This is a genomic window from Klebsiella sp. ME-303 (assembly GCF_007910085.1).
Classification (GTDB): Bacteria; Pseudomonadota; Gammaproteobacteria; order Enterobacterales; family Enterobacteriaceae; genus Klebsiella; species Klebsiella michiganensis.
The window spans coordinates 14,744-28,980 of record NZ_VOJB01000057.1 but is presented as its reverse complement, the minus strand read 5'-3'; the positions used below and the strand labels follow the sequence as shown (position 1 = coordinate 28,980).

Annotated in this window: 11 protein-coding genes and 1 pseudogene; 9 read left to right on the top strand and 3 right to left on the bottom strand. The window is 62.0% G+C overall.

The features are described 5' to 3' along the window. The first annotated feature begins 117 nt into the window (after positions 1-117). Both FQK12_RS03515 and FQK12_RS03510 read left to right on the top strand, forming a co-directional pair. Complete coding sequence (locus FQK12_RS03515) at positions 118-855, top strand: polyphenol oxidase family protein (RefSeq protein WP_014229693.1); 738 nt, start codon at positions 118-120, stop codon at positions 853-855. Positions 856-935: 80 nt separating this feature from the next. Further along, positions 936-2,339 carry a DUF1996 domain-containing protein gene (locus FQK12_RS03510; protein ID WP_014229692.1) on the top strand — a complete coding sequence of 468 codons (1,404 nt, stop codon included), beginning with the start codon at positions 936-938 and terminating at the stop codon, positions 2,337-2,339. A gap of 196 nt (positions 2,340-2,535) precedes the next feature. Here FQK12_RS03510 and FQK12_RS03505 read toward each other — a convergent pair whose 3' ends face one another. Together FQK12_RS03505 and FQK12_RS03500 are read right to left on the bottom strand one after the other, a co-directional pair. Next, positions 2,536-4,116 carry a rhodanese homology domain-containing protein gene (locus tag FQK12_RS03505; protein WP_014229691.1) on the bottom strand — a complete coding sequence of 527 codons (1,581 nt, stop codon included), beginning with the start codon at positions 4,114-4,116 and terminating at the stop codon, positions 2,536-2,538. A 1-nt stretch (position 4,117) separates the two neighbouring features. Next, a complete protein-coding gene (locus FQK12_RS03500; protein ID WP_014229690.1) occupies positions 4,118-4,714 on the bottom strand; it encodes a cysteine dioxygenase in 597 nt (198 codons plus the stop codon). A gap of 107 nt (positions 4,715-4,821) precedes the next feature. On the opposite strand from FQK12_RS03500, the gene FQK12_RS03495 reads away from it, so the two are divergent. From FQK12_RS03495 to FQK12_RS03465, 7 genes and pseudogenes are all read left to right on the top strand, one after another. Then, entirely contained in the window at positions 4,822-5,715 is an 894-nt protein-coding gene (locus FQK12_RS03495; protein ID WP_014229689.1) for a LysR family transcriptional regulator, read from the top strand. A 145-nt stretch (positions 5,716-5,860) separates the two neighbouring features. Continuing rightward, positions 5,861-6,965 (top strand): annotated as a pseudogene (locus FQK12_RS03490) (LLM class flavin-dependent oxidoreductase). A gap of 34 nt (positions 6,966-6,999) precedes the next feature. Then, entirely contained in the window at positions 7,000-8,088 is a 1,089-nt protein-coding gene (locus FQK12_RS03485) for an acyl-CoA dehydrogenase family protein (protein ID WP_047725015.1), read from the top strand. Between the two features lie 11 nt (positions 8,089-8,099). Continuing rightward, a complete protein-coding gene (locus tag FQK12_RS03480) occupies positions 8,100-9,074 on the top strand; it encodes an ABC transporter substrate-binding protein (protein WP_014229686.1) in 975 nt (324 codons plus the stop codon). Then, complete coding sequence (locus tag FQK12_RS03475) at positions 9,071-10,099, top strand: ABC transporter substrate-binding protein (RefSeq protein WP_014838729.1); 1,029 nt, start codon at positions 9,071-9,073, stop codon at positions 10,097-10,099. The genes FQK12_RS03480 and FQK12_RS03475 overlap by 4 nt, the downstream gene beginning before the upstream one ends. Continuing rightward, entirely contained in the window at positions 10,080-11,075 is a 996-nt protein-coding gene (locus FQK12_RS03470) for an ABC transporter permease (protein WP_014229684.1), read from the top strand. Before FQK12_RS03475 ends, FQK12_RS03470 begins: the two co-directional genes overlap by 20 nt. Next, positions 11,069-11,857, top strand: coding sequence for an ABC transporter ATP-binding protein (locus tag FQK12_RS03465; protein ID WP_014229683.1), 789 nt, complete (start codon positions 11,069-11,071; stop codon positions 11,855-11,857). Before FQK12_RS03470 ends, FQK12_RS03465 begins: the two co-directional genes overlap by 7 nt. 138 nt (positions 11,858-11,995) lie before the next feature. On the opposite strand, the gene FQK12_RS03460 is transcribed toward FQK12_RS03465, so the two are convergent. Continuing rightward, positions 11,996-14,068, bottom strand: a complete 2,073-nt coding sequence (locus tag FQK12_RS03460) for a TonB-dependent siderophore receptor (protein ID WP_088168676.1) — start codon at positions 14,066-14,068, stop codon at positions 11,996-11,998. Positions 14,069-14,237: the final 169 nt, after the last annotated feature.

Genomic DNA, 14,237 nt, shown 5'->3' with positions numbered 1-14,237 from the left:
GGCGCGGTAAAGCCGCGCCTTGCCCGGGCTACCGGACTGGTAGCCCGGGAATCCGCCTTGCGCATCTCTCTACTTTGGCATAGGTTAAATCATCATCCATTGATTCTTCCGAGCATCATGTCTTTTACATCCCGCTTACTGAGCGATATCCCCGGTATCCGCTACGCCTTTCTCGACGTTCATGAAACCGCCGCCTTTCCCTATAGCGAAATGGCGCCGGTTAAACTGGTTCACAGCAATATCGTACATGAGTATCGGGCGCCGCAGGCGGAGCGCCCCCACGCCGATGCGATGTTTACCGCCGTCAGCGGGCAAAAGATGGGCGTGGTGACCGCCGACTGTCTGCCGCTGCTGATGGCGTCGCGCGATGGGCGCTATGTCTGCAGCGTGCACGCAGGCTGGCGCGGCGCGGCCAGCGGGATTATCGAAAATAGCCTTGCGCTGTTTCAGCGTTATCACGTCGACCCGCAAGATCTGGTGGTGGTGAGCGGGCCGCATATTCACCCCTGCTGCTATGAAGTCACCGGCGACTTCTACCAGGCGCTGCTGGCGATGCCCGCCGGCGAGCTGGCAAAACGCCATCGGGAGCAGCTCTTCCTGTCCCATCAGGCGGCGTCGGAGGGGGAGCAGGCGAAAGCGACCGCGGGCGACAATGCGTGGTTCGATCTGCGGGCTTTTGCCCACCTCCTGCTGCGCAGCGCGGGCGTACCGGAGGAAAACATGGAGTGGCTGGGGAGCTGCACCTACTGCACGCCGCAGCGGCTGGGGTCGTTTCGTCGGCGCACGCATTTCCCGGCGCCGAAGTCATTTCAGTACTCATGGATCATGCGCGAGCCTGATGGGGCGGGCCGATGAGACGAAATGATGTTTGATGATGTGTAACATCGGCGGGCGTTTGCTATCTCTGCACTCCTTCAAACAAGGAGGATTGCAAAATGAAATTGAACGCGTTCACTTTAACTCTCGCGCCGCTGCTGGTTGCCGGCGCGTTTTCCGCTCATGCCGGCCCGCAGGCCCACGTGGTCTGCGCTTATCACCATACGTTGGGCGATGACGCCATCATGATGTTCGGCAAACCGAATCAGGCCATGTGGCATGATTTTTTTGGTAATACCCATACCGATGCGGTTTCCACCTATCAGACGCTGCGCGACCAGCCGGAAACCACCTGCGATAACAAGGCCGACGGTTCCGCCTACTGGGTGCCATCGATGAAGCTGCCGGATGGTCAGGTGGTGACGCCGGCGTATCAAAAAACCTACTATCAGACCACCAAAGTGGAACAGTATCCGCTGCACCCGTTCCCGGCGGGTCTCGAACTGCTGGCGGGCGATCACCACGGTTCGGCGCCCAGCTCGCGCATCACCTTTTTGTGCGCTAACGGCAAAGGCTACAGCAACAAGGCCGGCGAAGTCTGTGGGCTGCGGAAAGGTGGCGATGCGGTACAGTTTAATATCGGTATTCAGTTCCCCAACTGCTGGGATGGGGTCAACCTCAAACCGGCTCACGGACACAGTAACGCGGCATACGACGTCAACGGCGCCTGTCCGAGCGACTATCCGGTGAAAATCCCGACGGTGAATATGAATGTGGCCTACGTTCTGCCGCAGATTACATCTCTGGATACCGCGAAGATTCAGCTCTCCCTGGATCCGATCATGGACGGTGAGAAGCGCGAAGAGCGCTGGGGCAGTATCTATACGGCGCACGCGGATTTTATGAACGGCTGGACGGTGGAAGGGGCGCACTATATGACCGAGCGCTGCATGAACAAGGGAATCGACTGCGGCAGCGCGGTGCCGTATCGCTTCACGACGGTGAAGGAGAATGCGCTGGTGGACAGCACCGCGCCGACGGTCGCCCATCCCGCGCCGGAAAACCTGGTGGTCAGCGATAACTGGCAAAACGGCGGGCGCACGCACAATCCGGAAACCATGACGCTGGTGAAATTCCCTATCCCGCCGCTGCCTCAGGATCAGGACGCCTCGCTGTTTAAATATCAGCTGCGGATCTACGGCGGAAAAGTGGAAACCAACGGCGCGGATCAGATCTTTTTCTATCCGGCGAGCAACGACTGGAGCGCGAACAGCGTGACCTGGAATCATCGCCCGCCCTGCAACTACAGTTCGGAGGCGTCGCTGTACCTCAATTCCAAACGCGAATACCGGATGGTGGATGTCGATAAAGCGGTGCGCAAGGCGCTGGCGGAAGGCAAAACCGAGATCTCGTGGTATATCGGCGGCGACCGTCAGGGCAATCGCTATCATTTCGACCCGGCGGGGGCGCAGCAGGAGCCGATGCTGATGCTGATGGGCTTTAAAAATACCCCGGAGATCTGATTGCGGCCCTTCCCCGGGCGACGGGTTCGCAGACGGCGGTGGACCTGTAGCCCGGGCAGGCGCTTGCGCCGCCCCCGGGAGCAGAGCGCAGTTCGGCATAATTTCCCGGAGGCGATGCTGCGCATCTGTCCGGGCGACGGTATGGCAGACGGCAGTGAGCCCGTAGCCCCGCTAAGCGCAGCGCGAGCGGGGGACATCACAATACTTTAAACCCGTGCGTGCCATCGCGCTTCAGCTGTTCAACCAGGCCGAACTCCCAGTCGAGGTAGGCCTGCATTGCCGCGGGTGAGTTATCGGTACCTTCATACGGGCGCTGATAGCGATCGCTGCGCGGCGTCGCCAGATGCGTCTCGCCATGCTCCAGCGCCAGCCCGGCGTCAATCCACGCCAGCGTGCCGCCGCTCAGCAGCTGCACCGGTTTACCGGTTAACGCCGCAACCTCAGGCACCGCGTAGCGGGCCAGCAGGCTGCTGCCGCAGGTGACAACGTAACGCTCGGCGGAAGGCAGCACCTCCAGCGCCTGGCGCAGCTGTGAACGCACCAGCCAGTAAGCGCCGGGAATATGCCGGGCGACGTAGTTGGCGCTGGTGGTAAAGTCCAGCACCACGGTTCCCGGCTCCCTCAGCTGTGCCGCCAGCTGCTGCGGGGCAATCTCCTCCGCCTGCGGACCCGGCGGTACGCGGCCTGCGGGGGTACCGCGCTCGCTAAAATCTTCCGCGCGCGCATCGCGTAATACCGCCACTTCCCACCCCATCTGCGCCAGCCAGGACGCCGTTATCGGCGCGCGTATCTCGTCATCGGCAATCAGCACAATGCGCGCCCCGCGCACGCTGGCGAAATGGTCGGTTTCCTGCACCAGCTGCCCGCCGGGCGCGCTAACGCTCAGCGGCAGATGACCTGCGGCGTACTCCTCCGGGCTGCGGACGTCGAACAGGTAAGTGGTGCGGGCGGGCTGCCGCAGCCAGCGCTGAAGGGTTGGGCTGTCTATAAAGGCGACGCCGGCTCGCTCCGCCAGCTGCCTCACCGCCGCCGCGCGTTCGGCTGGGGCGCGAAAATCGGCGTCATAACGCCGCTGCTGGCCGCGCTCAAGGTCAAACCCGGCTAAGGTCCAGCCGATGGTGCCGTTGCGCAGCGCGTAGACCGGATTGGGCAAACCGGCATTGCGCAGCGACTGCGTGCCGATAATACTGCGCGTGCGCCCCGCGCAGTTGACGATCACCGTCGCCTGCGATGATGGAATCAGGCCCTCAATGCGCAGCGCCAGCTCCCCGCCGGGCACGCTGATGCTGCCGGGAATATTCATGGTGTGATACTCATCGAAACGGCGCGCGTCGACGACAACCACCTCCTGTTGACCATCGAGCAGCGCCTGCACTTCCCCGGCGCTCAGCGAGGGGGTATGCCGCTCGCTCTCCACCAGCTCGCCGAACGCTTTGCTCGGCGAATTCACATCCTGGAACAGCTCTCCGCCGCTGCGCTGCCACCCCGGCAGGCCGCCTTCCAGCAGGGCGACATCTTCGTAGCCCCAGCTCTGCAGGCGCTCGACGGCCCGCTCCGCCAGACCTTCGCCGCCGTCATAGACGGTAATCGGCGTCGTCAGGCGCGGCACGCGCCGAAAAATATCCAGCTCCAGCTTGCTGAGCGGCAGATTAGCGGCAAACAGCGGATGGCTGCGGGCAAAGTCGGCCTCTTCGCGAACGTCGATCAGCGCCAGCTCGGCGCCGTCCAGCAGCGTCTGGCGCAGCTGGGCGGCCGGGCGATAAGAACAGGTGGGCATATTAATTATCCTTTGAGAGATCCCAGATATTGGGTAAGTGGCGGTTGGAGTAGCCGGAGACAAAAGGTTTGACGAGGCCTTCCGGGGTATAAACCGCTCGCCTGACGCCGCCGATATTGCCGCCGTAAACGTGAATACTGATCGAGACGCTATCCGCGAGGGCGTTGCTCACCCGGTGAATATCGCCGTCGCGGGGAGAGACTTTTTCCACTTCACCGGGGGAAAGGCGTTCAGCAAGGCCGCTGACCATCGGCTGGCCGCGCTCGTCCAGGCGGTAGCGCTGATTCTCCTCCGCGCCCCGCAGCATGCCGATGGCGCCCCACACCCGATGATCGTGAATCGGCGTCGATTGCCCCGGCCCCCAGACGAAGCTGACAATGGAAAAACGCTGTCCGGAATCGGCATGCAGCAGATACTGCTGATAGTGGTGGGGATGCGGCAGGGTGTACTCCTCCGGCAGCCAGTCATCCTTTTTCACCAGCGCGGCCAGGCGCAGGGCCACGGCGTCGAGCAGGGGCTGTTCATCGGCAAATTCGCGATGCAGGGCATCAAGGTCTTGAATAAACTGGCGTAATTTTTCCACTCGCGGTGCGGTCATGGTCGCTTCCTGTTGTCGGGACTGGTCTTTACGCTAGCAAAGGCGTTAATATAATTAAAATGCAATTTCCGCATATATTAATATGCAAAAATCACATTAAGGACGCTATGCGCATCGACGACATTGACGCACTGCTGGCCACCGTGCAGTTCTCCTCGCTTAACCAGGCCGCGGAATATCTCGGTATTACCCAATCGGCGATTACCCGTCGTCTGCAGCGTCTTGAGCAAACCCTCAACGTAACGCTGCTGGAGCGTCAGACCCGGCCGCTCACCCTGACCGCCGCCGGGCACCGGGTTTACGAGCAGTGCCTGAGCATCAAGCGGGAGACCAAAAAGCTGTACGGCCTGCTCGACCCCGAGGCCGAGCCGCACGGTATCCTGCGTCTCGGGGTCCCGCAGAGCGTGGCGGAAATTGCCCTGCAGCCGGCGCTGAGCGCGCTGCGCCAGCAGTTTCCCGCCCTGCGACCGCAGGTGACCTGCGGCTGGAGCGGGCTGCTGCAAAAGCGCCTTGAAAGCGTCGAGCTGGACGGCGTGCTGGCGATGGGGCCGGAACAGCAACGCTTTGCTGAGGGCTACGGCGGGCGCCTGCTGTGCCCGCTGGATATTGTGGTAATTGCGGCTAAAAGCTGGCGTCTTCACGCCGGGGCGCTGCGCGACTGCGCGGAAAAAGGCTGGGTGCTCAATCCCGACGGCTGCGGCCTGCGGGCCGGGCTGATCCGCGAACTGCAGTCCCAGGGGCTGCGTCTGGCGCTGAATGTCGAGACCGCGGGCGCCCAGCTGCAAATCAGCCTCGTGGCGCAGGGGCTGGGGCTTGGCCTGGTGCCGCGCGCCGCGCTGGCCGCCAGCCCGTGGCGCGACGAGGTGACGGTATTGACGCTGGCGGATTTCCAGCCCGAGGTGCATCTGTGGCTGGTTCACGCGCAGAATCTGGCCAATCTGAGCCAGCCGCTGACTTTTTTCGCCGGCAAAGTCGTTCAGCAGCTAAACTTATCTGGCTGAAACGTATATATAATTTTTATAAATGCTTATCTCGCATATTAAGATATGATAAAAATGCATTTTGTTCATTAAGAGCCCGTGTATAGGGTAATGAAAACGCGCCGCCGCGGCGGCCCACTCATTATCCTGCTACAAGGAGTTCTGCATGAGCATTCAATTTCTCGGCATGATCGGCCACCGCCTGTCGTCGGAAACCATCGCCCCGGTCGGCCCGATTTTTGACCGCGATTACATCGTGCGTTTCGCGCAAACCCACGAGGCCGCCGGGTTTGACCGCCTGCTGGTGGGCCACTGGTCCGATCAACCCGACGGATTCCTGGTGACCGCGCTGGCGGGTCTGTCGACGCAAAAGATCGGCTTCCTGTTGGCTCATCGTCCCGGTTTTGTCTCGCCGACCCTCGCCGCGCGTAAGTTCGCTACCCTTGAACACCTGCTGGGCGGCCGTCTGGCGGTACATATCATCAGCGGCGGCAATGACGCCGAGCAGCGCCGCGACGGTGATTACCTCGATCACGATCAGCGCTATGCGCGTACCGATGCCTTCCTTGAGACCGTCCGCAAGGTGTGGACCGCCGAACAGCCGGTGGATATCGCCAATGACTTTTATCAGGCGGAACAGGCGTGGTCGGCCATTCGCCCGCTGCAAAAACCGCATATCCCTCTCTATTTCGGCGGTTCGTCGGAAGCGGCCATCGCCGTGGCCGGCAAGCACGCCAACGTCTTCGCTCTGTGGGGAGAGTCGCTGGCGCAAACCGCGGAAACCATCCAGCGCGTGCGGGCCGAGGCGGCGAAACATCAGCGCGAAATCGACTTCAGCGTCTCGTTCCGGCCGATTATCGCCGCGACCGAAGCCGAGGCCTGGGAGAAAGCCGAGCATATCCTGCACGTCGCCACCGAGCGGGCGGCGCAGAGCGGAGGCGGTTTCAAAGCCAAGCCCGACAGCGTCGGGGCGCAGCGTCTGCGGGCGACGGCGGCGCAGGGCAAGGTGGTGGATAAACGCCTGTGGACCGGGATCGCGCAGCTGGTAGGCGGCGGCCACAACTCCACCGCGCTGGTGGGCACCCCGGAACAGGTCGCCGACGCGCTGCTCGACTACTACGACCTCGGCGTGCGCAACTTCCTGATCCGCGGATTTGACCCGCTCAACGATGCTCAGGAGTACGGTAAAGCGCTGCTGCCGATCGCCCGCGAAAAAGCCGCCCTGCGCGCCGTGGCGGAGCGCGCCTCGTGATCGGTCAGACAAGCGATGACTGGGCGCGGCGGTTGACGGAGGTACGCCAGCTGATGGCGGAGCAGGCGGCCAGTCTCGACGCCAGCGGCGACTTTCCCCGCGACAATATCGACCGTCTGCGCCAGCGCGGTTTTTTAAGCCTCGCCGTGCCGCAGCAGTACGGCGGGGCAGGTGCCGGCTTAGCCGAGCTTCAGCAGGCCATTGCGGCCATCGCCTGGGGCGAACCGGCGACGGCGCTGATCGTCTGCATGCAGTACCTGCACCATCTGCGGCTGGCGGAAAACGAGAACTGGTCCGAGCCGCTGCGCCAGCGGGTTTTTCACGATGCCGTCGAGCGGGGAGGCTTGATCAACAGCCTGCGCGTGGAGCCGGAACTGGGCTCCCCGGCGCGCGGCGGCCTGCCGCAAACCGTGGCGACCCGCCGCGCGGAAGGGTGGCAGATTAACGGCCATAAAATCTATACCACCGGTATTGAGGGGCTGAGCTGGCTGGCCATCTGGGGCCGCAGCGACGACGCTCCGCCGCTGGTCGGCACCTGGCTGGTGCCCCGCGACAGTGAGGGCATTACCGTGGTGAACAGCTGGGATCACGCCGGAATGCGGGCAACCGGCAGCCACGAAGTGGTGCTGAACAACGTCCGGGTGGCTGCAGAGCACGCGGTGGACGTGTGGCCTGCCGATGCGCCTCCCGCGCCGGATGCGGAACAGTTTCGTCTGTTTGCCAACCGCCATACGGCGCTGCTGGCGGCGATTTACGACAGCATCGCGCGGGCCGCCCGCGACTGGCTGGTAACGTGGCTGGGTACGCGTATTCCGGGCAGCCTTGGGCAACCCCTTTCCAGCCTGCCGCGGGTGCAGGAAAAAGTCGGCCAGATTGACGGCTGGCTATTGGTCAATCGCACTCTGCTGGAAAAGGCCGCGCAGCTGGGCTTTTCCGCCATTGAGGCGAATCTCGCGAAAGTCACGATTACCGACAACGCCATTCAGGCGGTGAACCTGGCGCTGGAGCTGACCGGCAACCATGGCCTGAGTCGGCAAAATCCTCTGGAACGCCACTATCGCAACGTGCTGTGCGGGCGGGTACATACCCCGCAGAGCGACAGCGCGTGGCTGGCGGCCGGCAAACACGCTTTTCAAAAATAAGGATAATTCATATGCGCAGACTTAATTTTACCGGTTTAGCCGGGGTGGTTATGCTGCTGGCCCTGAGCGGCTATGCGGCGGCTCAGGAGCGAATCACCCTGCGAATCGCCGATCAAAAAGGCGGCATGCGTTCGCAGCTGGAGGCAGCCAACGCCCTGCAGGATCTTCCTTACGAGATTAAATGGGCCGAGTTTCCGGCCGCCGCGCCGCTGGCGGAAGCGCTTAACGCCGGGGCGGTGGATGCGGGAATTATCGGCGATGCGCCGCTGCTGTTCGCGCTGGCTAACGGCGCGCCGGTTAAAGCCATCGCCGTCGATAAAAGTAACCCGGCCGGCACCGCGGTGCTGGTCTCGCCCGGCAGCGCGTTGAAAAGCGCCGCGGATTTAAAAGGCAAACGCATCGCTACCGGTAAAGGGTCGATTGGCCACTTTGTGGCGCTGAAAGCGCTGGAGCAGGCGGGAATTTCGCCGAAAGAGGTGCAGTGGGTGTTTCTCGGGCCGGTGGACGCCAAAGTGGCGCTGCTCAACGGTTCGGTGGACGCCTGGGCGACCTGGGAGCCGTACACCACGCAGCTGGTGAAGACCGCCGAGGGGCAGATTCTGGTCAGCGGCAAAGGGCTGCTGCCGGGTAACACTTTCCTGGCGGCAACCGATGATGCCCTTAAGGATCCGCAGAAGCGCGCGGCGCTGCAGGATTACCTCAATCGCCTGGCCGGCGCCGAGCGCTGGGCCTACGCCAATCTCGATAGCTACGGTAAAACGCTGGGGGAAATTATTCGTTTCCCGGCGGATATCGCCCGCGCGCAGTTTGCCAATCGCCAGTCGCAGTGGCTGCGTCTGGACGCGAAGACGGTCGCTCAGCAGCAGTCGACGGCGGACTTTTACCTCGCCAACGGGCTGATCCGCGCAAAGCTGGACGTGACGCCGACGTTTGATAACGGCTTTAGCGTGCCTGCCGCGCAGGCCCATGCGGAGGTGTCGCCATGATGACATCTCGCCGTCGTTTCTTACGCTTGACCGGCAGCCTTGCGCTGGCCGGGGCCTCTCTGCCCCTTTGGGCTCACGATATGGCGGCCATGGCGAGCGGTGAGGAACACCCGGCCCTGCGCCTGGCGCAGCCGTACAAAATCAAGCTGGCGATTAACAAAAGCGCGGTGTGCCTGGCGCCGGTTGCCGTCGCGGAGCAGCAGAAGATCTTCAGTAAATACAATCTCGACGTGGAGTTCGTTAACTTCGGCAACTCGACGGACGTGCTGCTGGAGGCGATTGCCACCGGCAAGGCCGACGCCGGCGTCGGGATGGCGCTGCGCTGGCTGAAGGCGCTGGAGCAGGGCTTCGACGTGAAGCTCACCGCTGGAACCCACGGCGGCTGCCTGAACCTGCTGACGGCGAAAAACTCGCCGTTCGGCGGCCTGGAGAGCCTGAAGGGGCAAACCATCGGCGTCACCGATATGGCCGGGCCGGATAAAAACTTCTTCGCCATCTTGCTTAAGCGCCACGGCATCGATCCGATAAGCGATGTGCAGTGGAAAGTCTATCCGGCAGATTTACTCAGCGTGGCGCTGGATAAACGCGAAATTGCCGCCATCAGCGGCAGCGAACCCTTCAGCTATCGTCTGCTGGCAACCGGTAAATATCAGCTTATCGCCAGCAATATGACCGGCGATTACGCTAACCTGAGCTGCTGCGTGCTTGGGGTCAGCGGTAGCCTGGCGCGCGATCATAAACCGGCCGCCGCCGCGCTCACCCAGGCGATTCTTGAGGCGCACAGCTATGCCGCCGCGCATCCGGAGAGCGTGGCGCAATCCTTCCTCGCCCATGCGCTGAATACCAATGAGGCGGAGGTCAGCGGCATTCTCCACGGCCAGGGGCACGGCCATCATGCGGTGGGCGAGGCGTTTGTCAAAGAGCTGACCCAGTACGCCGTGGATCTTCAGCGGGTGCAGGTCATTAAACCGGGAACCGATCCCCATCAGTTTGCGGAGAGCATTTATGTCAACGTTTTCGCCTGAACGGGTGCTGACGCGCCCGGCAAGCGGCAGGCCGCTGTGGAAGGAAGGCTGGCTTGCCGCCGCGCTATGGCTGCTGGGCGGCCTGTTTACCCTGGCCTGGCCCGATGCCGGGCGGCGCTGGCCGTTTAGCGAAGGGTGGGCGCTGGCGCAGTTCACCCTTGGCGGCGGACTGTTGCTGCTGGCGCTGAGCTACCGCTACTGGCGGCAGCGGGGGACTCGCCTGCAGCATGCCGGAAAGTGGCTGGCGCTGCTGCCGCTGCTTTTTGCGCTGTGGGAGGGACTGACGGCCAAGACGGCGTTTCTGCCGGTGCCGTTTTTCGCGCCGCCGCAGGCGCTGATTGAGGTGCTGCACGATGACTGGCCGCGCCTGCTTGATAGCCTTCTGCATTCGCTGGGGCTGCTCGGGCTCGGGGTGCTGCTGGGCACCAGCTGCGGTTTTATCAGCGGGCTGGCGATCGGCTGGTCCCAGCGGATCGGCTACTGGGTGCATCCGGTGTTGCGTCTGCTGGGGCCGGTGCCGTCCACCGCGCTGCTGCCGCTGTGCCTGTTTATCTTCCCCTCCAGCTTCGGCGCCAGCGTGTTTCTGATCGCGCTCAGCACCTGGTTCCCGGTGACCGTGCTGACCTGGTCCGGGGTTATCGGTATCGATAAGGCGTGGTATGACGTCGCGCGAACCTTGGGCGCCAGCCAGCGTTTCCTGATCCTGCGCGTGGCGATCCCCGCCGCGTTGCCGAACGTTTTTGTCGGCCTGTTTATGGGGCTTGGCGCATCGTTTTCGGTGCTGATCGTCGCCGAAATGGTCGGCGTGAAATCCGGTATCGGTTTTTATCTCCAGTGGGCGCAGGGCTGGGCGGCCTATCCCAATATGTACGCGGCGCTGCTGGTGATGGCGCTGCTCTGCTCCGGCCTGATTAGCGGGCTGTTTATGGTCCGCGACCGGCTGCTGAGCTGGCAGCGGGGAGGGATGCAATGGTAACCGCGAACGCCACTTCTCAGGCGGCATCGACCGGCGCGGCGGTGTCGATAAGTCATCTGCATCACGCTTTTAGCCTTGGCAAACAGACGGTGCCGGTGCTGGAGAATATCAGCCTGCAGCTGCGGCCGGGAGAGAGCGTCGCGCTGCTCGGTCCTTCGGGCTGCGGTAAATCCACTCTACTGCGGCTGCTGGCGGGACTGGAGCCGCAGCAGGCCGGGCAAATTCAGATTGATGAGGCGGCGATGGGGGGACCGGGGCCCGAACGGATACTGGTGTTTCAGGATCCGACCCTTTATCCGTGGCTGACGGTGCGGCAAAACGTGCTGCTGGGACCGCAGGCGCAGGGGAAAAAGGGGCTTGAGCCAAAGGCCGACGCGCTGATTTCGCGAATGGGGCTGCAGGCGTTTAGCGAAGCGTGGCCGCGCCAGCTTTCCGGCGGGATGGCGCAGCGTGCGGCGCTGGCCCGGGCGCTGCTGAATGAGCCGCGTCTGCTGCTGCTCGACGAGCCGCTGGGCAAGCTGGATTCCCTTACCCGCATCAGCATGCAGCGGGAGCTGATCGCCCTGTGGCAGCAGCAGGGCTATACCAGCCTGCTGGTTACCCACGACATCGAAGAGGCGCTGCTGCTGTGCGATCGGGTGTTAATCATGTCGCCGCGACCGGGGCGGATTATCGCCGAGTTTGCGCTGCCGCTGACGTATCCCCGCCATCGCGACAATCCGCTGCTGCTGCTGCATCGGCAGGATATTTTGCGCATTCTTGGCCAGGGAGAGGACTGGTAAGGCAAGGCGTTATCCGGGGCGTGCTGATTCTGACCGTTCGGCGGGGATTCCCGGGGGCGGCGCGGTAGGGCCGCGCCGCCCCCGGGCTACAATGTGCTAGCCCGGATAAGGCGCCGCGATCCGGGACAGGGATGAGGCTTAAAAATCCATCTTCACCGTAAACTGTACTTCCCGCGGATCGCCGATCTGGTTGCCGAGGTTATTGGTGCCGATGGAGGAGGTGTAATAGGTCTTATCGAACAGGTTCTTCACGTTAACCTGCAGGGTCACCGGATATTGCAGCTTCATCTTATAGGCCGCAAACACATCCGCCACCGCATAGCCCTGCAGATAATAATCCGCGCCGTTGGTGCCGGAACGTTTGCTCACCGCGCGACCGCCGCCCCCCACCGTCAGCGTATTGCTGTCGTAGACATTGTGAATGTCGTAGCTCAGGAACAGCGAACCGGTGTGTTTCGGCACGTTCGGCAGCGGTTTGCCTTTGTAATCCGGATCGTCGGTGACCTTCGCATCGGTATAGCCGTAGCTGGCGATAACGCTCAGGTTATCGGTCAGCGACCCGGACACGTCCACTTCGACGCCGCGGGAGCGCACTTTACCGGCGGTTTTTGCCACCGTCTCATCGCCCACGGATTCCGTGTAGAGGACGTTGCGCTTATCAATATCAAACAGCGCGATATTGGCGGTGACGCCATTGAACAGATCGAACTTCGCGCCCAGCTCGTAAGACGTCGACTCTTCCGGCGGCAGATTGCCAATATAGCTGGCGATAGAGGACTGCGGCATAAACGACTGCGCCACGTTACCGAACAGCGAGACGGACGGCGTCAGCTTATACACCAGGCCCGCTTTCGGCGTCCATTTCTGGTCGCTGCTGTCGGTATTGACGTTAAACGGGCGGCCCTTGCCGGCGTACTGGGTGTAATACTGATAGCGCACCCCGGCGACGGCAATCCACTTATCGGTAAGATAGAGCGCGTCCTGGAGGTAGCCCGCGTAGCTCTCCTGCTGAATACGCTGGTCGCTGTCGGATGCCGAAACGCTGGAGCATTTGCCAACAGTGCCGTAGACCGGATTATAGATATTGAAACCCTTGACGTTCTTACAGCGGATCATATCGGTGCGCAGCAGATCGTAATTCTCGTAGGCCAGGCCGGTGAGGATCTCGTTGTAGAAACCGCCAATGACCACGTTGCCCTGTAAATCCGCCCGCGTAGTGTGCATTTTCTGGGTGGAACCGTGGGTGGCATCGACGCGGCGGGTCAGGTTGCCGGTCGCCGAGTCGTAGGCCATTACCCGGGCCTGATCGTCGTTGTAATGATCCTGGCTGTAGCTGTAGTCGAAGCGGGCGGTCCAAGCGTCGCTGAGACGGTATTCGGCATTCAGCTGCGCGAGATCGGAATAACCGTCGGTAATATTAAACGGTTCATCAAAACGCGTTTTGCGATCGACGTTCACCGCATGGCCGGTGTTCAGATCGAAGATGGTGCCGCGATCGAATGGGGTACTGTAGTCACGGTGCGAATATGAGACGTTCACCGTCGCCCGCTCGCCGAACCAGGTCAGGGAGGGGTTAATAAAGCTGCTCTTCTCTTTGCCGAAATTACGCCAGTAATCTTCATGCTGATATTCGCCAATTACCCGATACGCCAGCTGAGTCCCGTCGATGGGGCCGGTGACGTCAAACTGGCCGGTACCGCCGCCAAAGCTGGTGGAGGTGGCGGAGACGGAGCCGCCGAAGCTGCGCTCCGGGCGTTTGGTCACCACGTTGATTAATCCGCCGGGGTCGAGAATACCGTACAGCGTTGAGGCCGGGCCTTTGAGCACTTCGACGCGTTCGGTGGCGGCGGTGAAGCTGCGCGGCAGTACGGTGCGCAGGCCGTTGGTCATGATTGAACCATCGCGGTTAGCGCCGAAGCCGCGGCGGGTGAAGGCGTCCTGGGTCCCGCCGAGGGTATTGGTTTGTACCACGTTGGCGACGTTATACAGCGCTTCGTCGAGGTTCGTCGCATGCTGATCCTCGAGCACCTGCTCGCTGACGGTATTGACCACCTGCGGAATATCCAGCATCGGCATGGTAGTCAGCGTGGCGGTCGAGGTATTGACCGGCTGATATCCCTGGGTAGCGCGTTGCCGAGTGCCGTCGGCCACGACCGTTATGGTCTCGTCAGCGGTTTTCTTTGTTTTATCGGCGCTATTAACCGCTGCCAATAATCCCGGTGAGGTGAAAAAAATCAGTGAAAAAAGCGCACGCCCTTTTAATGCCGAATAAGGGACATTGAGTGGAATCATTTTTGTGTCTCGTGAACGAACCTCGCCTTTGCGGAGAGGTAAAGCCAATAAAATCATTGCCCTGAAAAATAAACCTGGCTGTTTTTTA